Source organism: Demequina gelatinilytica, assembly GCF_000971115.1.
GTDB classification, from domain to species: Bacteria; Actinomycetota; Actinomycetes; order Actinomycetales; family Demequinaceae; genus Demequina; species Demequina gelatinilytica.
The window spans coordinates 88,878-108,807 of record NZ_BBLV01000006.1 but is presented as its reverse complement, the minus strand read 5'-3'; the positions used below and the strand labels follow the sequence as shown (position 1 = coordinate 108,807).

The 19,930-nt window shown below is 73.4% G+C and carries 22 protein-coding genes; 10 read left to right on the top strand and 12 right to left on the bottom strand.

The window, feature by feature from the left end; all coding sequences use genetic code 11:
- Nucleotides 1-7 precede the first annotated feature (7 nt).
- Nucleotides 8-292 (bottom strand): PLD nuclease N-terminal domain-containing protein, encoded by a 285-nt coding sequence (locus AOM00_RS06525; RefSeq protein ID WP_062517020.1) that lies wholly within the window; start codon nt 290-292, stop codon nt 8-10.
- A gap of 31 nt (nt 293-323) precedes the next feature.
- On the opposite strand from AOM00_RS06525, the gene AOM00_RS06520 reads away from it, so the two are divergent.
- Nucleotides 324-602, top strand: coding sequence for a DUF4229 domain-containing protein (locus AOM00_RS06520; protein ID WP_062517019.1), 279 nt, complete (start codon nt 324-326; stop codon nt 600-602).
- Between the two features lie 241 nt (nt 603-843).
- On the opposite strand, the gene AOM00_RS06515 is transcribed toward AOM00_RS06520, so the two are convergent.
- Both AOM00_RS06515 and AOM00_RS06510 read right to left on the bottom strand, forming a co-directional pair.
- The gene (locus AOM00_RS06515; protein WP_062517018.1) at nt 844-1,713 is read right to left on the bottom strand and encodes a 1,4-dihydroxy-2-naphthoate polyprenyltransferase; all 870 of its coding nucleotides are present in this window, start codon (nt 1,711-1,713) and stop codon (nt 844-846) included.
- Nucleotides 1,710-2,720, bottom strand: a complete 1,011-nt coding sequence (locus tag AOM00_RS06510; protein WP_062517017.1) for an AMP-binding protein — start codon at nt 2,718-2,720, stop codon at nt 1,710-1,712. Before AOM00_RS06510 ends, AOM00_RS06515 begins: the two co-directional genes overlap by 4 nt.
- 36 nt (nt 2,721-2,756) lie before the next feature.
- Here AOM00_RS06510 and AOM00_RS06505 point away from each other — a divergent pair, with 36 nt between their 5' ends.
- Both AOM00_RS06505 and AOM00_RS06500 read left to right on the top strand, forming a co-directional pair.
- Nucleotides 2,757-3,845 (top strand): DUF3048 domain-containing protein, encoded by a 1,089-nt coding sequence (locus tag AOM00_RS06505; RefSeq protein ID WP_062517016.1) that lies wholly within the window; start codon nt 2,757-2,759, stop codon nt 3,843-3,845.
- A gap of 76 nt (nt 3,846-3,921) precedes the next feature.
- The gene (locus AOM00_RS06500; protein WP_062517015.1) at nt 3,922-4,632 is read left to right on the top strand and encodes an SIR2 family NAD-dependent protein deacylase; all 711 of its coding nucleotides are present in this window, start codon (nt 3,922-3,924) and stop codon (nt 4,630-4,632) included.
- 18 nt (nt 4,633-4,650) lie between these two features.
- Here AOM00_RS06500 and AOM00_RS06495 read toward each other — a convergent pair whose 3' ends face one another.
- The 8 genes from AOM00_RS06495 to AOM00_RS06460 form a co-directional block, all read right to left on the bottom strand.
- Nucleotides 4,651-4,983 (bottom strand): DUF4333 domain-containing protein, encoded by a 333-nt coding sequence (locus AOM00_RS06495; protein WP_062517014.1) that lies wholly within the window; start codon nt 4,981-4,983, stop codon nt 4,651-4,653.
- A 39-nt stretch (nt 4,984-5,022) separates the two neighbouring features.
- On the bottom strand, nt 5,023-5,487 hold the full coding sequence (locus AOM00_RS06490; RefSeq protein WP_156159071.1) for an LpqN/LpqT family lipoprotein: 465 nt from the start codon (nt 5,485-5,487) through the stop codon (nt 5,023-5,025).
- Between the two features lie 52 nt (nt 5,488-5,539).
- Nucleotides 5,540-6,928: a hypothetical protein gene (locus AOM00_RS06485; RefSeq protein WP_062517012.1), complete on the bottom strand. Its 1,389-nt coding sequence runs from the start codon at nt 6,926-6,928 to the stop codon at nt 5,540-5,542.
- Nucleotides 6,929-6,944: 16 nt separating this feature from the next.
- Complete coding sequence (locus tag AOM00_RS06480; RefSeq protein WP_062517011.1) at nt 6,945-7,292, bottom strand: hypothetical protein; 348 nt, start codon at nt 7,290-7,292, stop codon at nt 6,945-6,947.
- Nucleotides 7,293-7,294: 2 nt separating this feature from the next.
- Complete coding sequence (locus tag AOM00_RS06475) at nt 7,295-7,600, bottom strand: hypothetical protein (protein ID WP_062517010.1); 306 nt, start codon at nt 7,598-7,600, stop codon at nt 7,295-7,297.
- A gap of 94 nt (nt 7,601-7,694) precedes the next feature.
- The gene (locus AOM00_RS06470; protein WP_062517009.1) at nt 7,695-8,495 is read right to left on the bottom strand and encodes a hypothetical protein; all 801 of its coding nucleotides are present in this window, start codon (nt 8,493-8,495) and stop codon (nt 7,695-7,697) included.
- Nucleotides 8,496-8,567: 72 nt separating this feature from the next.
- On the bottom strand, nt 8,568-8,882 hold the full coding sequence (locus tag AOM00_RS06465) for a pore-forming ESAT-6 family protein (RefSeq protein ID WP_062517008.1): 315 nt from the start codon (nt 8,880-8,882) through the stop codon (nt 8,568-8,570).
- Between the two features lie 16 nt (nt 8,883-8,898).
- Nucleotides 8,899-9,234, bottom strand: coding sequence for a hypothetical protein (locus AOM00_RS06460; protein WP_062517007.1), 336 nt, complete (start codon nt 9,232-9,234; stop codon nt 8,899-8,901).
- A 128-nt stretch (nt 9,235-9,362) separates the two neighbouring features.
- Between AOM00_RS06460 and AOM00_RS06455 the strand changes: the two genes are divergently transcribed.
- Genes AOM00_RS06455 through eccCa form a run of 5 tightly spaced genes read left to right on the top strand, consistent with a single transcriptional unit; the run spans nt 9,363 to nt 16,380 of the window.
- Nucleotides 9,363-10,193 (top strand): FHA domain-containing protein, encoded by an 831-nt coding sequence (locus AOM00_RS06455; protein WP_062517006.1) that lies wholly within the window; start codon nt 9,363-9,365, stop codon nt 10,191-10,193.
- Nucleotides 10,190-10,465: a hypothetical protein gene (locus tag AOM00_RS06450; protein ID WP_062517005.1), complete on the top strand. Its 276-nt coding sequence runs from the start codon at nt 10,190-10,192 to the stop codon at nt 10,463-10,465. The genes AOM00_RS06455 and AOM00_RS06450 overlap by 4 nt, the downstream gene beginning before the upstream one ends.
- 1 nt (nt 10,466) lies before the next feature.
- Nucleotides 10,467-11,768, top strand: coding sequence for a ubiquitin family protein (locus AOM00_RS06445; RefSeq protein WP_062517004.1), 1,302 nt, complete (start codon nt 10,467-10,469; stop codon nt 11,766-11,768).
- A complete protein-coding gene (locus AOM00_RS06440; protein WP_062517003.1) occupies nt 11,765-12,475 on the top strand; it encodes a hypothetical protein in 711 nt (236 codons plus the stop codon). The genes AOM00_RS06445 and AOM00_RS06440 overlap by 4 nt, the downstream gene beginning before the upstream one ends.
- Complete coding sequence (eccCa, locus tag AOM00_RS06435) at nt 12,472-16,380, top strand: type VII secretion protein EccCa (RefSeq protein WP_062517002.1); 3,909 nt, start codon at nt 12,472-12,474, stop codon at nt 16,378-16,380. Before AOM00_RS06440 ends, eccCa begins: the two co-directional genes overlap by 4 nt.
- 8 nt (nt 16,381-16,388) lie before the next feature.
- Here eccCa and AOM00_RS06430 read toward each other — a convergent pair whose 3' ends face one another.
- Entirely contained in the window at nt 16,389-17,318 is a 930-nt protein-coding gene (locus AOM00_RS06430) for a 1,4-dihydroxy-2-naphthoyl-CoA synthase (RefSeq protein ID WP_062517001.1), read from the bottom strand.
- A 39-nt stretch (nt 17,319-17,357) separates the two neighbouring features.
- Between AOM00_RS06430 and AOM00_RS15395 the strand changes: the two genes are divergently transcribed.
- A complete protein-coding gene (locus tag AOM00_RS15395) occupies nt 17,358-18,245 on the top strand; it encodes an o-succinylbenzoate synthase (protein ID WP_156159070.1) in 888 nt (295 codons plus the stop codon).
- Entirely contained in the window at nt 18,242-19,894 is a 1,653-nt protein-coding gene (gene menD / locus AOM00_RS15390; RefSeq protein WP_156159069.1) for a 2-succinyl-5-enolpyruvyl-6-hydroxy-3-cyclohexene-1-carboxylic-acid synthase, read from the top strand. The genes AOM00_RS15395 and menD overlap by 4 nt, the downstream gene beginning before the upstream one ends.
- Nucleotides 19,895-19,930: the final 36 nt, after the last annotated feature.

The following is a 19,930-nucleotide window of genomic DNA, read 5'->3' as shown; positions in this document are numbered from 1 at the left end:
CCCGGGCTCAGCCGCTCTTGCGCTTCCGGCGCGACTGCTCGCGCAGCCAGGCGAGGTACTCGGGGTCGTCGTCGGGGGCGATGGGGCCCTTGCGAGGATCGGGGCGGCCGCCGCCCGGGCGCAGGAGCTTGACCACGATCCACGCGAGCGCGCCCACGAACGGGAGGAACAGGATCATCGCGGTCCACAGCCCCTTGGTGACGCTGTAGGGCTCGCGCTCGGGTCGCTGCCACACGTCGCTGAGCGTGTAGATCACCAGGCCCAGATAGACCAGAAGGGGCAACGCTCTCATCCATCAAGCGTACGCCGCGTACGCTTGTCGCATGGCCGTCCTCACCTATTGGAGCGCCCGCACGGGCATCTTCCTCGCCGTTCTCGGCGTGCTCTGGATCGTCGACTGGCGCGACATGATGGCGTTCCTCGCGGCCTTCGTGGTCGCGTGGCTGGTGTCCTACCTGGTGCTGCCGGGTCTGCGGGTCAAGGCGCAGGCGCAGATGGACGGCTGGATCTCCCGCAGCGAGCGTGGCCTGCGCGAGGCCGAGGCCGAGGAGGACGCGGAGATCGGCGCCGACAACGACCACGGGGCCGCGACGGGCCGCTGACGCTGCAAGGCCCACCGTCCACGGCGTAAGTGGTAGGACCGTCCACGGCGTAAGTGGTAGGTGGGTGTCGGGTTTCGCAGATCCCCGCGCCGCAGTGGTCGATGAGTGTCGGCTCTCGCCGTCCATCGTCCGGTCCCACAGCGGCCGGCAACCACCTACCACTGTGATGTCGGGACCTTCGCGAACCGACCATCACCTACCACTTCGGGTGGGGGTCGGCCGCTGACGCCGGGGCGTCGCGCTAGAGCGCGATGCCGGTGGCGAGGAGCAGCCCGTAGGCCAGCCCCACGCCGCTGATGCCCTGGAACATCACGCCGAAGTTGCGGCCCGCGGCGCCCATGCGCATCCCGAACGCGATCACCACCGACGGCAGCGCGACCAGCGTGGCGACGAGCGCCCACGGATGCGCGAACGCGACCAGGATCGCGAAGCCGATCGGCAGCGTCACCGCGGCCGCGAAGTACTGCCGCGCGCGCAGCTCCCCCACCTTGACGGCGAGCGTGCGCTTGCCCGCGAGGGCATCCGTCTCGAGGTCGCGGATGTTGTTCACCAGCAGCAGCGCCACGGCGTAGAGGCCCACCCCCGCCGAGGCCCACACCGAGTAGAGCGTCACGGACCCCAGCTGCGTGAGCAGGGTGCCGAGCACCGCGACGGGGCCGAAGAAGATGAAGACGCTAATCTCGCCGTACCCGGCGTACCCGTACGGGCGCGACGAGCCGGTGTACGTCCACGCGGCCACGATCGCGACCGCGCCCACGGCGAGCAGCCACCACAGCCCCGACACGATGACGAGCGCGAGGCCCAGCACCGCGCCGACCGCGAACGAGGCATAGGCCGCGAGCTTCACGGAGCGCGGCAGCGCCTTGCCGGATGCGACCAGCCGCTCGGGGCCGATGCGGTCCACATCGGTGCCACGGATGCCGTCCGAGTAGTCGTTCGCGTAGTTCGATCCCACCTGAAGCGCGAGCGCGACGCCGAGCGCTAGCAGGGCCGGGAGCAGCGCGAACGCGTCCTCGGCGATCGCGCACGCGGAGCCCACGATCACGGGGACCGCGCCGGTCCAGAGCGTGCGGGGGCGGGCACCTGCCACCCAGTCGGCGGTCGTGGTCATCGCTCCTCCTCGCTCGCCAGCGCACGCGCGGCCGGCCGGTCAATCTTTCCACCCGCTGTGCGGGGCACGGCATCCGTGAGCACGATGCGCCGTGGCCTCTCGTACGGGGCGAGCGTCGCGACGGCCCGGGCGAGCGCCGCATCGTCCACCGGGCCCTCGACCACCGCGACCACCCGCTCGCCCCACTCGGGGTCGGGCACGCCGACCACCGCGGCGGCGCGCGCGCCCGCGCCCTCGAGCGCGAGCTCGATCCTCTGCGGGTGGACCTTCACCCCGCCGGTGTTGATGACGTGGTCCGCGCGGCCCAGCACCCGCAGGCGCCCGTCGCGCATCTCTCCCAGGTCGCTCGTGACGAACCACCGCTCGCCGTCGATGATGCGGAACGCCCGGTCGTCGCCGTCCGCGTACCCGGCCGCGAGCGTGGGACCCGCGATCAGGACCCGACCGGCGTCGTCGATGCGCACCCGCACCCCGTCGAACGGGACGCCGTCGTAGACGCAGCCGCCGCATGTCTCGCTCATGCCGTAGGTGCGCACCAGGGTGCCCGGCGCATCGTGCTCGGGAAGCGCCGCGCCCCCCACGAGCACCGCGTCGAAGGACGCCAGCGCCTCGCATCCGGCGGGGTCCTGGGCGAGCCGGCGGACCTGGGTGGGCACCAGGGAGGTGTACCGCGGCCCGGCCGGCATGCGCGCCACGGCCTCCGCGAAGGACGACGCGGTGAACGGGCCGGGCCCCAGGCGCGTCACGGTCGCACCGGCGAGCGCGGCGCGGGCCAGCACCAGGGCGCCGCCGATGCGCTCCGCGGGGATCGCGAGGAGCTGATGCCCCTCGCCGCCCAGCCGACGTGACGAAAGCGACACCGAGGCCCGGAGCGACTCGCCCGGGACCTCCACCAGGCGCGGGTCGCCGGTGGACCCCGAGGTAGCGACCGCGATGCCGGCGGCGCGTCCCGCAAGCGCCATGGAGACGGCCTGGTCGGGATCGGGGGCGAGGCGCGCGTACGTCACACGGGCCAGCCTACGAGGCCACCTAGACTCATCCGCATGAAGATCCGCCTTGCCGCAGCGACGACGCTGACCGCGCTCGCGACCGTCGGGCTCGCCGCGTGCTCGCCCGCCACCGAGAGCTCCTCCACCAGCACCCTCACCGCCGCGACGCCCGGACCGTCGATCTCCGCGGTCGCGCTCCCGCCGGCGCCCGAGGACCCGCGCCCCGAGGTGGCCTGGCCGCTCACGGGGCTGGACGCGTCGGACGCGACCAAGAAGGAGCTCTCCCGCCCGGCGCTGTCGATCAAGATCGAGAACACCGAGCAGGCACGTCCGCAGGAGAACCTCGACAAGGCCGACGTGGTCTTCGAGGAGTACGTCGAGTACGGCATCTCGCGCCTGGTCGCGATCTACCAGTCGGACTACCCCGAGTCGGTGGGCCCGATCCGCTCCATGAGGCCCATGGACCGCAACATCATGGGCTCCTTCGGTGGGCCGCTGATCTTCTCGGGGGCGCAGTCGCGCTTCATCTCCGACACGGGCGCGTCCGGCCAGGAGATGATCACGCAGGACCGCGGCGACTACGGCTTCTACCGCACGCGGGACAAGGCCGCTCCGCACAACCTCCACGGCTACCTGGCGAAGTTCCTCGAGCAGACCGACGCCGACGCACCCGACCAGCAGTGGGACATCGCCTACCCGGCGGAGGAGGCGACCGCGCAGCTCGAGGGCACCAAGACCACCTTCATCGACATCACGATGTCGCCGCGCGCCCTGCCGGAGTGGCGCTGGGACAACAAGGCCGGCCTGTGGGAGCGATACGAGGACGGCACGCCGCACGTGACCGCGGACGGCACCCAGCTCTCCGCGACCAACGTGGTGATGCTGTGGGTCACGGTCCGGTACACCTCGGGCTCGTCGACGTCGTCGGTGCCGGAGACCCTGGTCGCGGGCGAGTCGGGTGAGGGATACGTCGCGACCGGCAACCGCTACATCCCCATCACGTGGAGCAAGAAGGGCCAGTACGACCCGTTCGTGCTCACCACGGAGGACGGCGATCCGGTCGAGCTCGCCGCGGGTCAGACCTGGTTCGAGCTGGTGCCGGACGCGGGCGTGGGCCACGCGACCGACATCGACTTCGGCTGACCCGTCGCGGCGCCCCACCCCACCTGGACCGGGGTCCCGGTGCCGGTGAGGGTGCCTCGCGGGCCAAGATGGACGGATGATCACCGTGCTCACCGGCGCAGGGCTGTCCACGGCCGCGGGCATCCCTGACTTCCGGGGTCCGGAGGGGGTCTGGACGCGGGATCCTGCGCGAGCGCGGCTGCTCGAGATCGACGTGTTCGTCGGGGAGCGGGACGCGCGCGAGGAGGGCTGGCGCGACTGGGCCGCGCACCCGGCGTGGTCGGCGCGGCCGGCCGCCGCGCATCGAGCCCTCGCGCGGCTGGTGACCCAGGGCGTCTGCGGCGACGTGCTGACCCAGAACATCGACGGGCTGCACCAGGCGGCAGGCACGCCGGACGGTGCCGTGGTGGAGATGCATGGGAGCCTCGCGACGACCTCATGCCTCGGGTGCGGCTTCGCGTGCCCCACGCGGGATGTCGTCGCGGGCCTCGACGCGGAGCCCGACCCGCGCTGCCCGCGCTGCGGCGGGATCCTCAAGCCCGACGTCGTCTACTTCGGTGAGGCGCTGCGCGACGCGGACCTGCGCCGCGCCTCACGCGCGGCCCGCACATGCGACACGTTCGTCGCGATCGGCACCACGCTGCAGGTGTACCCGGTGGCGGCGCTCGCGGGAGATGCCCTTGCGGCCGGTGCCGCGCTTGTCATCGTCAACGCGTCCCCGACCTCCTGGGACCGTGACGCCTCGCTCGTGGTGCGCGAGCCGATCGAGGAGGCCGTGCCGGCGCTCGTGGAGGAGTGGCTCGCCTGACGTCGGGTGCGGGCGGCGTCAGCGGGGCGTGTCCGCGACGTCCACGTCGAAGTCGTAGCGGGTGCCGTCGACCGCGGTGATGGTGACGATCGTGTCGTACACCGCGTCGTCGCCCTCGACGCTGAGCCCGCACACCACCGTCTCATCGACCACGACGTCCACCGGCTCGTCGCCGCAGTCGATGCGCGGCGGGGTGGCGGAGCCGACCTGCTCCTGGAGCGCCGCCGCGACCTCGTCGGCCAGGCTGTCGGCCTCGACGGTGAAGTTGACGCTCGCGGTGCAGGCCGCGAGGGAGGCGGTCAGCATGGCGGCCCCGACCACAGCGGAGGCGACACGGGCGGAGAAGGTCATGCGGGGGCTCCTCGGGGCATGGGGTCGGGCGCGCGCAGCTCAGGCGGCGGAGACGATGAGGCTCGCGTCCATGCGGCGGAAGGCCTCCCACCGCTCGGCGACCTGATCGCCGGCGCACGTCGCCGTGACCTGGACGAGGTCGGTGAACGAGCCACGCTCGACCACGACGAGCGTCACCATCTGGGCGAGCGTGAGGTCGGCGCTGTGGCGGTAGCTGAACTCGACGTGGAAGGCACGGTGGCCGTCGAGGAGCGCCTCGCCACGGCCCGCCTCCGTGTAGTCGGTGAGGCCTGCGGCACGGCGGTCGAGCTCGGCGATGGCGTTCTCGAGCGCGGTGACGCCCTGGCGTCGGACCGACGCGGTGAGGTTGGGCAGGAAGCCGGCCTCCGCGTCGCGAGGCCGGACCGCGAACTGCAGGCCGGATGCGGGGTCCGGCACCCAGCCGTCCGGGACGTCGATCGAGAACCCGCTCAGCGCGGGGAACGTCTCGCTGGGAAAGCTCACGGCAGGCACGGATGGACCTCTCTGGTCGCGACGATGCTGGGGTCCGACCACATTAGTCGAACCACCAATGGATACCGGTGTAGTGCCCGATGTCGGAGACCACCTCGCGCGGATCGACGTCCACCGAGACCTTGACGCCGGCGCCCAGCCCGAGCGCCACACCCAGGTCCACGTCCACGGTGACGCTGTCGAGGGAGACGTCGACCTCGGCGTTGGCCTTCACGCCCGCGCCCGCGTAGCCGGTGACGCCTACCGTGCCGTCGACGCCGGACACCCCCACGGTGGCGGAGGCGGAGGCCTCGGCGCCCGCCATCGCGTCGGCACCCACCGCAGCCTTGAGGCCGTCCTTGCCGGCGCTCAGGCTCGCGCGCGCGGCCGCGGTGGCGCCCGCCGTGGCCGATGCGGCGCCGCCGACGTGCGCGATGCCGTAGCCGACGGATCCGGAGGCCTCGGCATGGGCGCCCACGGTGGCCTCGCCGCCCGCGCCGATCACCAGGTTGCCGTCCTCGATGTTCGCTCCGGCGGAGCCCTCGACGTGCGCGCCCACGTAGTACGACGCATCGCCCTCGCCGTGCCACCCGTCGCGGTCGCCGAACGAGCCCTCGGCTGCTCCCTGCAGCCCCCAGGTGTTCTCCCCGCCGACGTTGACGCCCTGGATGCCGTAGCCGAACATCTCGTCGTTCTTGCCGTCGCGGGACTTCTCCTCGCCGTTGTCGGTGACGCTGCGCGAGCCGTCGCTGTCGTAGCCGTACGTCCTGTTGACCAGCGTGAGGTAGCCGTCCTTGAAGGCGCCGAAGCCCGCGCCCTGGTACCAGCTGTTGTCGCCGCGCTTGAAGATCGATGCGGAGCCCCCGGCGCCGCCGCCCGACCAGTGGTCCCACCACCACATCAGGGTCGGGTCCTTGATGCGGCGCAACGCGGCGGCGCACGTGCCCGCGACGTCCTCGTACCGCGAGGCCCACGTCGCGATCTCGGACTCGAGCGCGGTCTTCCTGCGGTCCCACGTGGTCCACGGGCTCTCCGCGAGGCAGACGCTCCCCGGTGCGTAACCGGCCTGCGCCGCCCACACGTCCTCGAGGGGGGTGCCAGGGGCCGAGACCACCTGGAGCGGGCGCGACGCCTGCCACGCGGCGACCTCGTCGCGGAGGCGGACCAGGTTGTCCAGAGGCTCCTTGGCGTCGTCCGCGTAGTCGTCGAGCGCATGCCAGATCTTGTCGAGCATCTCCGCGACGTCGTCCGCGGCCTTGGTCTTGCCGTCCATGGCGGAGTAGTACTCGTGGAGGGCGACGGGCGAGCCGCTGAGATGGGTCGGGAGGCCGTCCCAATGCTCGCGCAGCTCGCGCGCGCCGGACGTGATCCTGGCCTTCGCGGTCATGATCGCCGCGAGGGTCTCCCGCACGGAGCCGAGGTCGTAGTCGACGTAGGGGACGGTGATGGTCATCGCGGGGCCTCCTCCGTCACTTCGCCGAGAAGCGGGTCGGATCGAAGAGGCCCGTCTGGGCTGTCTGGAACGTGGCGCCGGCGCTCTGATCGGCAGCGGTGACCACCTGCCCTGCCCGCTCGACCGCGTCGATCGCGGCGGTCACGGAGGTGACGGCGGCCGCGAGATCGTCCTCGTGCTCCTCGAGGATCGCGGAGACGAGACCCCCGATCGTCTTGTCCGAGAAGCCTGAGGCGCCGTCCGCGAGCGAGGCGAGGGAGGAGTCTCCGCGCGGCGAGGCGGAGGCGAGGTCGCCTGCCAGGGTGCGGGCCTTCGCCACGAAGGTGGCGAGGCCCTGCGGGTCCACGTCGTAGTCGAAGCCCACCGTCAGCCTCCCAGCTCCTGGCCGATGCTGCGGACCTGCGCGGCGGCGTCGGCGGCGAGGGCGTCGGAGTCGCGCATCGCCTTGCGGAGGGTGCGTACCACCTCGAGCACGTGGTCGGCGCTGCCGGCCCAGGCCCGCTCCTTCTGGGCGTACTCGTCCGAGACGCCGGTCGCCTGGTAGTGCGCCATCGCGTCGGCGACGTCGCGGCGGCGTGCCTCGATGGTGGTCTCGAGTGCGCGTGCTGCGCTCGCGAACCTCGCCTCGGCCTCAGCCGTCGCGGTCCGCGAGTAGCGGAGCCTTCCCCCCACCGTGCCTCCCCCCAGGTCCGTGGCGCGTGCCCGCTGTGATGCTAGCGCACCGCCGCAGCGGGCGGAACTGTCATCGTCGCTGGTGCGGGACGGTTCAGTACTCCCACATCCGGAGGAGCCGACGGTCGCTGCGCGGCCGCCATCCGTAGGCGCGGAGTATCGCGAACACGGGGATCTTCGCATCGCGAGGAGCGAGGCGGATGGTGCCGCTCGAGCCGTCGCCGTCGGGTGCGGTCACCTGACCGATGGCCCACACGCGAGCGATGCGGCCCGCGCCGAAGGACTTGCCACGATGCCACCGTGCGGCGCCGCTCAGGGTCCCCGTCGCGGCGTTGCCGACGATCCTCGAGGAGGACGAGTGCTCGGTGAACCGGTACCTGCCGGTCGCGCCGTCGAGCCGCACGACCATGCGCCAGCGCATGACGGCGGAGCCGCGGGTGAGGACGGTGCGCCACCGCATCTCCTCGGTGCGCCACGTGACGGTCAGGGTCGCATCCGCGCCATCGCGCGCGATCGCGACCGCGTAGGGCAGGTCGAGGCCGTCGATCCGGGAGAGCGCGGCGGCGACATCGTCCACCGGCGCGGGCCGGTCGAGCGCGGGCAGAGGCCCCGTGATCTCGGCGAGGCCGTCGATCTGCGACTCCTCGGCGGAGGCGACCAGGGCATCGACGCCGGTGACGATGAGCCGGACGCCCAGCGGGAGGCACGCGACCAGCAGCACCGTCATCACCACCATGAGCGGCACGGGCCACAGCTCGGGCCGCCCGATCGCGTAGAACAGGATCCCGAGCAGGACGCCGAGCAGGCCGCCCACACCGGTGATGGCGAGGAACATGCCGCCGACGACCCGCAGCGTCGCCGCGGTGTCGCGCTTGGTCAGGTCTGTGGTCTCCATGGTGGACACCCTAGGGGCGTGCGGGACCGCCGCGACCGCGGGCGTCGCCCGCGACCACGACGGTCCTGGCGGTCAGCCGATGTTCGCGACCGCGGTCTTCGCCTTGGAGATCGCGGACTGCGCGGTCTCATCCGAGCGCTCGAGCGACGTGCGCAGGGTATCGATGATCTGCCGGACCTGAGCCGCGGCGTTCTTCCACCGCAGCTCCTTCGCGGCGTAGTCGTCCGACACGCCGTCCGCGGAGTAGTCGGACATCGCGGAGCGCACGTCGGCGTCGCGGGCCTCGATCAGCGCCTCGAGGCGCGCGGCGATCGCGTTGAAGTCGTCCTGGACGCTCTGCGACGCGGCGACGTCGTAGTCGCGGCGGTCGGCCACATTTCCAGCCATGGGTGGTCCCCTCTCCTCAAGCGCCCGACGAGAACCGTGCGGCGTCGAACGACACCGAGGCCTGCGTGGCGAGCGTCTGGTCGGTCATGTCCGCCTCGGACTCCTTGAACGAGCGGTCCATGCCGGCCACGCCCGCGAGGACGGCCTGCAGCGCGCTCGAGAGCTCGACCGCGATCTGATCGGTGTTGTCCTTGAACTGGTCGAACGCCGCGCGCGCCGCGCCGTTGAACTTGCCCTCGAGCGGCGCCGCGGCGTCGGCCAGCTGGCGGACCAGCGTGGCAAGGTCCTCCCCGGACGACTGCGTGCGCGTCTGCAGCTGGCCGAGCGTCTCGGACCCCATCGCGAACTTCATGATCGCTCCTCCCCAGTGTGTGTGGTGCCTGGCCCGACACTACCGCGCCGCATCCGCGGATAGCACCCCTGTTTCCAGGGATGACCTTGGTTTCGGCATCGTTGGCCCCATTCGCTACTATCGGCTCCGTGCCGCTCGCCTCGACGACGTCCCCGACCTCCGTCGGCGGCGGCCATGCCCGGACGCTTCCGCGCGTGGAGCGCGCCGCGGCCGGGCAGGTGCTGGTCGCAGCCGCCGCCGCGGTGCTCGAGGTGGCCCTGCTCGTCGGCGCCACCGTGCTCGCGTTCGTCGCCGGCGGGTCCGGGATCGGCGCCTTCGTCGCGCTGATCGCGACGGTGCTGCTGGTGCTCGACGTGGTGGCGTTCGTGGAGACCGGCGCGGGCCTCGCGTGGCGTGCGGTCGGGATCTCGCTGCTGGCGCGCGAGGACGATGCGCCCGTGGGGCTGGGACGCTGGTGGACCTTGCCGGCCGTGCAGGCCGTGCGGTCGCGCGGCAGGAGGGACCCGATCGCGCTTCGCAGCGAGCCGCTCGTGCTCCCGGTCGCCGGTCGCCCCGGCGGGTGGACGCGGTCCGCCGATGCCGTCCCGACGGCGGGCGGAGGCGCGCCGCCGCGTCCGGGGTCGAGCGCCGCGTTCCTCATGGTCGATGGGAAGGTGAGGCACACCCTCGCCGCGACGACGATCGTGGGCCGGCGACCTGCGGCGGCGCAGCCGGGGCAGGCGACGGTGACCCTCCCGGACCTGTCCCGCACCCTGTCGAAGAGCCATCTGCGCATCGACGTCGACGCCCGCGGCGCCGTGATCGCGATGGACCTCGGCTCGACCAACGGCTCCGCGATCACCATGGCCGACGGGGTCCGCCGCATGCTGGCGCCCTACGAGCGTGTGCAGGTCGGGCATCACGACACGGTGACGCTGGGCGACCATGCGCTGACCTTCATCCCGGGAGGCGGCGCATGAACGACAGGGACCTGGCGGTGCTCGAGACCACGCGTGAGCGGCGTGCGCGACTTGCCGCGGCGTTCGTCCATGGCGGGTTGGAGTCGCGCCGGAGGCTGACGGATCTGCACAAGCGCGTGCTGCTCGGGTGCGTCGTCGGGGCCACCGCCGTCGCGGTCTGCGCCGGCGTGTCGTTCGTGTCCGGGTACCTCGCGGACCGGGATGCGGACGAGGTCGCGCCGACGGTCGCGGTGGAGCACGTGGATGAGACACCCGGGGGAGCGGAGTCCTGAGATGACCACCTATACGAGGCTGCTGGTGATCGGCTCCGTCCGCAAGGCGACCATGGTCGTCCCCGGGCAGGAGCCTCTGGCCAACCATGTCGCGACCCTCGCGGACGCGGTGAGCGAGCCCTACGGCGTCTCGCCGCTCGCGCTGGTCGATGCGGGCGGGCGTCAGGTCGACACCGCGCTCAGCCTCGGGGAGCTCGGCATCCTCGACGGCGCTCCGCTGCGGCTCATGCGCGCGGGGGATGTGCCGCAGCCGCCCGAGGTGTCGGATGTGACCGATGCTGTGGCCGATGCGCGTGCCGAGGTCTCGCGCGGCTGGACGCCCGCGCATCGGGCCATGGTCGCCGCCGGCGTGGCGGGCCTCGCCGCTGCCGTCGGGCTCGGCGCGGTCCCGGCGACGCTCGCATGGATCGCTCCCGCGGCATGGCTCGCCGCGCTCGCGGGCGCAGTGGTCGCCGGGCTCGCGGGAGCGCCCGCCCTGCGGCGGGTCCTCACCGGCATCGCGGTCGGCGCGTCGATCGCGGTCGCTCAGGAGCTCTCGGCACGGATCGATCCCGGTGCCGGCGTGCCGACGCTGCTCAGCGCGGCGGCGCTGCTGGCGTGGGTGAGCCTCGGCATCGGGGCCGGCTGGGGAGGTAGGCGCCGCGGTGCGGTCGCCGGCGCGCTCATCGGTGCGCCCCTCGCGGCCGCGATGCTCGTCGCGTCGAGCATGGGCATGGGTGCGGTCGAGGCGTTCGCGGTGCTCGGCGTGCTCGCCGTGCTCGGGCTCGGCGCCGTGCCCTCGGTGGCGCTCGCCGTCTCGGGTCTCACGCGTCTCGACGACCGTGCCGAATCCGCGGCGGAACGCACCTCCCGCGTCTCCGTGGCGCTCGGCGTCCAGGAGGCGTACGGCGTCATGACGTGGTGCGTCGTGGGGCTCGCCGCTGCGCTCGGTGTGTCGGCGGCGGTCCTGCTCGGGTCGGGCGAGCTGTGGCCGCAGCTCGCCGGTGCCGCGCTGGTGACGCTCACGGTCCTGAGGACGCGCGTGATGGTGCTCGCGGCCCAGGCGTGGGCGCTCTGGATCGCGGGCGTGGGCGGCGGCCTGATGGGCCTGGCGGTCGCGGACCAGCCCGCGCTGCTCGGCGGCGTCGCCGCCGCGGTGGCCGTCCTCGCCGCGCTGCTCGGCGTGCTCGAGCCCGCGCCGCACACGCGAATCCGGGCCAGGCGATGGGGCGATCTGCTCGAGATGGCTTGCGCGGTCGCGCTGGTGCCGTGCGTGCTCGGGGTGTTCGGGGTCTACGGCCACATGCTGTCGGTGTTCTCGTGACCACCATGCTCGGCGCGGTCGAGATCGAGCGGCTCGACCGCGCGGTGCGCGACCTCCATGCGCCTACCCCGACGGTGCGGCGCATCGTGGTGACGTCGCTCGAGAGCGGCGCCGGCACCAGCACGGTCGCGACCCTGCTCGCGCGCACGCTCGGGCGGCACCGCGGCGGCCGGGTGCTGCTCGCAGGCTCGCCGGCACCCGCGGGGGACTTCTCCGCGCTCCGTCCTCCCAACGACGCCGAGCAGGCGATGCTCCCGGCCGAGGCCCGCGCTCTTGTCCGGCCGTGGCATGACGCCTGGCGTGCCGTCGACCCGGTCGACGACCGCGGCTTCGACGTCTCCGTGTACGACCTCGGTCGGACGGCGGATCCGATGCGCGCCCCGGCCGCGCTCGCCGGCGCCCATGCGGTGGTGCTGGTCGCCGGACCCGCCCGCACCTCCGGTGAGAACGCGCTCGCGCTCGCGGATGCGCTCGCGGCCCATCCCGACGGCGCCGCGACGGTGGTGGCGTTCTCCAACCGAGCGCGGTCCCGTTCGCCGTGGCCACGTCTCATCTGCGAACGCCATCCGCGCGCGAGCGTGGTGCTCCCGTACGACCGCGCGCTGGCGTCGGGTCGGATGGCCGGCCTGTCCGGCGGCACGCGCCGGGGCGTGATCGCGCTCGCCGGGGACGTCATGGTGGCGCGGAAGGCCGAGGAGGCACGATGACGACGCGCGTGGTGAGCAGACCGGCCCGCGACACGCGGCCCGTCGAGCGTCCCGAGCCTCGCACGCTCTCCGCGCCCCCGACGCTGGGCGACGCACCGGCAGGCGGCCTCCCGCTCCAGTCCCTGCTGCCCGTGATCGGCTCGATGTCCTCGATCACCATGATGGTGGTGCTGCGGGGCAACCCGGTGATGGTGATCGTGGGAGCGATGATCCTTGTGGTCGCGCTCGTCGGCGGCGTGGGGATGGCGATGTCCTCACGAGGCCGCCAGGTGCGCCAGCGCCTGCGCGCTCGCGAGCTCTACCTCGACTACCTCGAGCGGCTGCGCGCCGAGCTGCGCGACGCGCGCGAGCGGGCGCGCGCCGAGGCGCACGTCCTCGACCCCCGCCCCGCCGCGCTCCCGGAGCTGGTCCGCAACCCCGGGAGGGTGTGGGAGCGTCGGCCGTCGGACGCCGACTTCCTGCGGGTGCGCATCGGCGAGGCGGCGGTTCCGTGGTTCGGTCTCAGCCTTCCCGACGACCCGAACCCGATCGACCCGGCGGATCCGCTCATGGTGGCCGCGGGCCGACGGGTATGCGAGTCGCACAGCGCGGTGCCCGGGATGCCGCTGGTGGTGGAGCTCGCCGCCGCCTCGACCGTGAGCATCGTCGGCCCCCGCGAGCATGGCCGCGCGGTCGCGCGCAGCCTGCTGGCGCAGGTCGCGGCGTGGCATGCGCCGGACGATGCGGCGATCGGCCTGGTCGTCGAACCCTCCGAGGTGCCGCACTGGGACGGGGTCGACCTCCTCCCGCATGTCGCGGTCGACGGTGCCACCGACGGACCCATGCCCGCCCGTCGCATCGGCGCCTCCGTCGACGAGCTCTGCGCGGTGATGAGCGAGGACCTCGCGGCTCGCCAGGCCGCAGCGACCCGTCGTCGCACCGACGGGCCCGCGTCCCACGGCGCCGTCCTCGTGGTCGAGGACTACCGCGGCGGCGCCGTGCCGGCCCTCGCCGTGCCGGGGATCCCCCTCCCTGCCCGCAGGCTGGGCCTCATCCATGTTGCGCTGGTCGAGGACAGGCTCGACGAGCCCTCGACCACCGACCTGAGGATCACGGTCGCCGACGACGCGAGCGTGCGGGTCGAGACGCTCGCCGGGGGGAAGGAGGCTCCGGTCGAGGGCCGTCCCGACCTCATGGACGTGCGGGTCCTCGGCGCGCTCGCCTCGGCGCTGTGCCCGCTGAGGCTCAGCGCGGAGTCACGCGTCGAGGGTGCCGCGGCCGGCGCCGTCGGTCCTCTCGAGCTGCTGGGTGTCGACGCCGTCGAGCAGCTCGCGCCGGAGCGCTGGACCATCCGCGACGGCGCCCGCTTCCTGCGCGTGCCGGTCGGCACGGACGATCGCGGCCAGATGCTCGACCTCGATCTCAAGGAAGGCGCGCAGGGGGGCATGGGCCCGCACGGGATCTGCATCGGCGCCACCGGCTCGGGCAAGTCGGAGTTCCTCCGCACGCTGGTGCTGGGGCTCGCGGCCCAGCATTCGCCCGAGGACCTCGCGATGATCCTGGTGGACTACAAGGGCGGCGCGGCGTTCTCGCCGCTCGCGCCGCTGCCCCACGTCTCCGGGCTGATCGACAACCTCGAGGGCGAGGCCGGCCTGGTCGAGCGTGCCCGCGCGTCCATCGCCGGCGAGGTGGTGCGACGTCAGCGCCAGCTCAAGGAGGCGGGATCGCTCGCATCGATCACCGAGTACCGCCGTGCGCGCGCGACGAACCCGTCGCTCCCGCCCATGCCGCATCTCTTCGTGGTGATCGACGAGTTCGGCGAGCTGCTCACCGCCGAGCCGGAGTTCGTCGACCTGCTCCTCACGATCGGTCGCATCGGCCGCTCGATCGGTGTCCACATGCTGCTCTCGAGCCAGCGCATCGAGTCGGGCAAGCTCCGCGGGCTCGACACCTACCTGTCCTATCGCATCGGCCTCCGGACGTTCTCCGAGTCGGAGTCCCAGGTGGTGCTCAGCACCGGCGACGCCTTCCACCTCCCGCCGGAGCCGGGCTGGGGCTACCTCAAGGTCGACACGACGGTGTACACGCGCTTCCGCTCGGGCTACGTCTCGGGCCCCACCCCGGGTCCCGTGGTGCACGAGGAGCGCGAGGAGCCCACGTTCGCGGTGGAGCTGCCGCCGTACAACACGCTCGCGCAGGCGCTGGCAGGCGTCGACCATGGCGTGGAGCCCGTCCTCGCCCCGGCCCACCGCGAGGTGCAGCCGCTGATCGACGAGGCGGTGGCTCGTCTCCGCCCCGGGGTCGCCTCCGTGGCGAGCGTGTGGCTGCCGCCGCTGCCGGAGCGCCTGCCGCTCTTCTCCGTGCTGGACCGCCACGGGCGCCACCCGCTCCGGGTGCCCGTCGGCCTGATCGACGATCCCGCTCGACAGCTCCAGGGTCCGTGGAGCCTCGACCTCGACGCGGCAGGCGGGCACCACGCCGTCATCGGGGCGCCGCAGTCGGGTCGCACCACGTTCCTGCGCGCCGTCGCTGCGGGCATCGCGACCACGCACACCCCCGCTCAGGTCACGATGTACGGGCTCGACCTCGCGGGCTCGGGGCTCGCGCGGCTCGAGGGCTTCCCGCACGTCGGAGGCGTGGTCACGCGTCATCACACCGAGCAGCACATGCGTCTGCTCGAGGAGCTCCACGGCATGCTCGCGCATCGCGAGCGCCTGTTCAGGGACCTCCGTATCGAGTCGCTCGCGCACTTCCGCTCGCTGCACACCGCCGGGGCGCTCGGCGACGTCGTGTCCTCCGACATCGTCCTCCTGGTGGACGGCTACGGCCTGGTAAGGACGGACTTCGAGCAGCTCGAGGCGCCGCTCGCCGAGCTGCTCACGCGTGGAGGCTCGTTCGGCATCCACGTGGTCATGTCGCTCACGCGCTGGGCGGAGGTCGCGCTGCGCCACCAGCCGCTCATCGGCAACAGGTACGAGCTCCGGCTCAACGACGCGACCGAGTCGACCATCGGTCGCAAGCTCGCGGAGACCATCGAGACGCCCGGTCGGGCGCTGACGCAGGACAAGCTGTTCGCGCAGGTGGCGCTGCCGCGCTTCGACGACGGTCCGGACGACGATGCGGGCGAGGCGCTCAGCGCGCTCGCGGCACGCACGGCCGCCGACTGGCGCGGGCCCTCGGCGGCTCCCATCCGGCTGCTTCCCGAGTCGCTCGACCCGGCGGCCCTGCCCGATCCCGTCGACGAGCCGCGGCGTGTCCCGCTCGGGCTGCGCCAGGACACCATGACGCCCGAGCTGCTGGACTTCGCCGGCCGAGACCCGCATGTCCTGGTGCTGGGGGATCCCGGCTCCGGCAAGTCGACCGTCCTGCGGCAGATCCTCGCGGGCATCACCGAGAGGTACGCGCCCGACGAGGTGGTCCTCGCCCTCATGGAGCCGCGCGGCGAGCTCGCCGGCACCATCGGCGACGACTACCTGGGCGGCCATGCGACCAACGGGGCCCAGGCCCGCGAGCTCGCGGCCGCGGTCGCGGTCGAGATGGAGAACCGGCGCGACCGCAAGGCATCGTCCGCGATGCGGGTGTTCGTGATCGCGGACGACTTCGACATCCTGTCCGCGGGCGGGGCGACGCCTCTCCAGCCGCTCCTGCCGTTCCTGCCGCAGGCGCGCGACCTGGGTCTCACGGTCATCCTCACGCGACCGGTCGCGGGAGCGTCGCGCGCGATGTTCGACGCGGCCGTCCAGACGATGCGCGACACCGGCGCGACGGGGCTGGTCCTGTCCGGGGAGCGCAGCGAGGGTGCGCTGTGGCCGGGGCTGTACGCCAACCCCGCGGTCCCCGGCCGCGCCCGCATCGTCAGGCGCGCCGAGCCGCCGCGCCTCATGCAGGTGGCGCACCGCGTCGCGGTGGAGGTGCCTGTCGGCTGAGGTCGGCGTCAGTACGCGTAGGGGAAGCGGGTCCAGTCGGGTTCGCGGCGCTCGAGGAACGCATCGCGGCCCTCCTGCGCCTCCTCCGTCATGTACGCCATGCGGGTCGCCTCGCCCGCGAAGACCTGCTGGCCGGCGAGGCCGTCGTCCGCGAGGTTGAAGGCGAACTTGAGCATGCGGATGGCCTGCGGCGACTTGGTGGCGATGATCCGCGCGTACTCGAGCGCGCGCGCCTCGAGCTCGGCGTGCGGCACCGACTCGTTGACGCCGCCCCACCGCTCCGCATCGTCCGCCGAGTACTCGCGGGCCAGGAAGAAGATCTCGCGCGCCCGCTTGTCGCCCACCTGCCGTGCCAGCAGCGCGCTGCCGTAGCCCGCGTCGAAGGACCCGACGTTCGCGTCGGTCTGCTTGAAGCGTGCGTGCTCGCGGCTCGCGATCGACAGGTCGCTCACCACGTGCAGCGAGTGCCCGCCGCCGGCGGACCAGCCGTTGACCGCGGCGATGACCACCTTGGGGGAGTGGCGCATGAGGCGCTGCACCTCGAGGATGTGGAGGCGCCCGCCGTACGCGGGCGCGTCCGCCGCGGTGCCCTCGTAGAGGTAGCCGTCGCGGCCGCGGATGCGCTGGTCGCCGCCCGAGCAGAAGGCGTGGACCCCGTCCTCTGCGGGGCCGTTGCCCGTGAGGATGATCGCGGCGACCTCCACGGTCTGGCGTGCGTGGTCGAGCGCACGGTAGAGCTCGTCCACGGTCTGCGGCCGGAACGCGTTGCGGACCTCGGGGCGGTTGAAGGCGATGCGCACGGCGGGCAGGTCGCGCTCGCCGTCCTCGGTCCGGGCCACCCAGCGGTGGTACGTGATGTCCGCGTCGGGGAAGCCCTCGATCGCGCGCCACTGGGTCGGATCCATGAGGTCGGAGACCTGCGCCGGGATGTCGCTCATGGCATCCGAGCGTAGTGCGGCCCGCCCTAGGCTGAGCCCATGGAGTTCCGCCCGTTCCGCGTCGCGCTGTCGACGCGCTTCCGTGGCGTCACCGAGCGTCACGGCGTCCTCATCCGCGGCACCGGTCCAGACGGGGACGATGCCTGGGGCGAGTACTCGCCCTTCGACGACTACACGCCCGAGCGTGCCTCCCGGTGGTGGGAGGCCGCGATGGAGGCGGCGCGCGGCGAGTGGGCCGCGCCGGTACGCGACGTGGTGCCGGTCAACAGCATCGTCCCGGAGCTCCCTGCCGGCCGCGCCGCGCAGCTCGCGAAGGCGGGCGGCTGCACCACCGCCAAGGTGAAGGTCGCCGGCACCGGCGGCTGGCGGGACGATGTGCGACGCGTCGAGGCCGTCGCCGTCGCCCTGGGCCCTGAGGGCCGGGTGCGCGTCGACGCGAACGGCGCGTGGGACGTCGACACCGCGGTGACGGTGCTCAAGGAGCTCGACGCCGCCGCACGTGCGGGCGGCGGCCCGGGGCTCGAGTACGTCGAGCAGCCGTGCCGGAGCGTCGCCGAGCTCGCGCAGGTCCGCCGTCGCACCGATGTCCTCGTGGCTGCCGACGAGTCCGTGCGCATCCCCGGCGATGCCGACGAGGTGATGCGTGCCGGTGCCGCCGACATCCTGGTCCTCAAGGTCGCGCCCATGGGCGGCGTGCGCCACTGCCTCGACGTGGTGGACCGCTACAGCATCCCCATCGTGGTCTCGAGCGCGATGGAGTCCTCGGTGGGCCTCGCGGCGGGCGTCGCGCTCGCGCGCGCGGTGCCCGAGCTGCCGTACGCGTGCGGGCTCGGCACCGGCGCGCTCCTCGCGGAGGACACGGTGCGCGAGACGATCGTGCCGCGCGACGGCGTCATCGGACCGGTCGCGCTGGACGTGATCGCATGAGCGAGCATCCGTCGGGGGCCTTCGCCCGTGCGCTGGTCGCGGCGCTGGTCGAACGCGGCGTCGAGGACTACGTGCTCAGCCCGGGCTCCCGCTCGGGACCGCTCGCGCACGCGCTCGCGGAGGCAGGGGCGGAGAACCCGCCTCTCGGAGCCCCGCGTGTCGATCTCCATGTCCGCATCGACGAGCGGTCCGCGGCCTTCCTGGCCCTCGGCATCGCGCGGGGGCGCGCCGCCGCGGGCGATCCTCGCCCGGTCGCGATCGTCACCACCTCCGGCACCGCGGTCGGCAACCTCCTTCCGGCGGTCATGGAGGCGCATCACTCGGGGGTGCCGCTGCTGCTGCTCACGGCGGACAGGCCGGCCGAGCTCCGAGGCGTCGGCGCGAACCAGACCACGGACCAGGTGGGCATCTTCGGCGGCTTCGTGCGGTGGGAGGCCGATGTCCCCGCCACCGACCTGGGCGCCCGGCCCGATCGGGTCACGGCGCTCGCGGAGCGGGCCGTGCGGGCGGCGCTCGGGGACCGCGCGCGGGAGGACATGGCGGCCGCGCCGGGACCGGTGCACCTCGACGTCGGCTTCCGCGAGCCGCTCGGCGCCGACGGCGGCGTGTGGCACGACCCGCCGCGGCTTCCCACGCCCACCGGCGGCATCCCGGTGGTCGCGGACCGCGGCGAGCCCGCGCCGTTGCCGCCCGTGGCGCGCGGCGTGGTGATCGCGGGCGACGGCGCGGGGGACGTCGCCCGCCAGGTCGCCGAGGCTCACGGCTGGCCGCTGCTCGCCGAGCCGACCTCGCTCGCGCGATCCGGATCCCACTGCATCCCCGACTACGTGCGACTTCTCGAGTCGCAGCAGGGAGCCGACCTCGCCGCGCGCGTGCACCAGGTGGTGGTGATCGGCCGGCCCACGCTGACGCGCCCCGTGCAGGCGCTCATCGCGCGTGCCCCGGCGCTCATCGTGGCGAGGTTCGGCGCGCGCTGGCGCGAGGCGCCGCCGCACGCGCAACGCGTCGGCCGCGACGTGCCCGCGTCCTGGCTGTGGTCGGTCGCGCAGGACGATGCGGACCCCGCCTGGCTCGCCGAGTGGCGGTCCGCGGGCGCACGCGTCCACACCCCGGAAGGGTGGGGGCCCAGGGTCGCGGCGGTCGCGTTCGCGCAGTCGCTCGGGCCGGACGTGTGGGGGGTGGTGGGGTCGTCGGGACCCGTGCGGGCGCTCGACAGGTTCATGCCCGCCGCATCCGCGGGCGCCGCGCCCGTGCTGCTCGCCAACCGCGGCCTGGCCGGGATCGACGGGACGGTGTCCACCGCGGCCGGCGTGGCCTTCGGCTCCGGACGCGCGGTGCACGCGCTGATGGGGGACGTGACGTTCCTGCACGAGGCGGGAGGGATGCTGATCGGGCCGCGCGAGCGACGCCCGCGCCTGCGCATCGTGGTGGTCAACGACGGTGGCGGCACCATCTTCTCCGGGCTCGAGCACTCCGCAGCGCCGGCCGAGAACCTCGAGCGGGTGTTCACCACGCCGCACGGCGCCGACCTCGCATCGCTGTGCGCGGGGTACCGCGTGCCGCACCGTGCCGTCCGCTCGGCGGGCGACCTGACCGAGGCGCTCGCCGAGCCCTTGACCACGCTCGAGGTGGTCGAGGCGGTCGTCTAGGACCCCTCATCGACCTCTCGCTGACACATGGGTGCT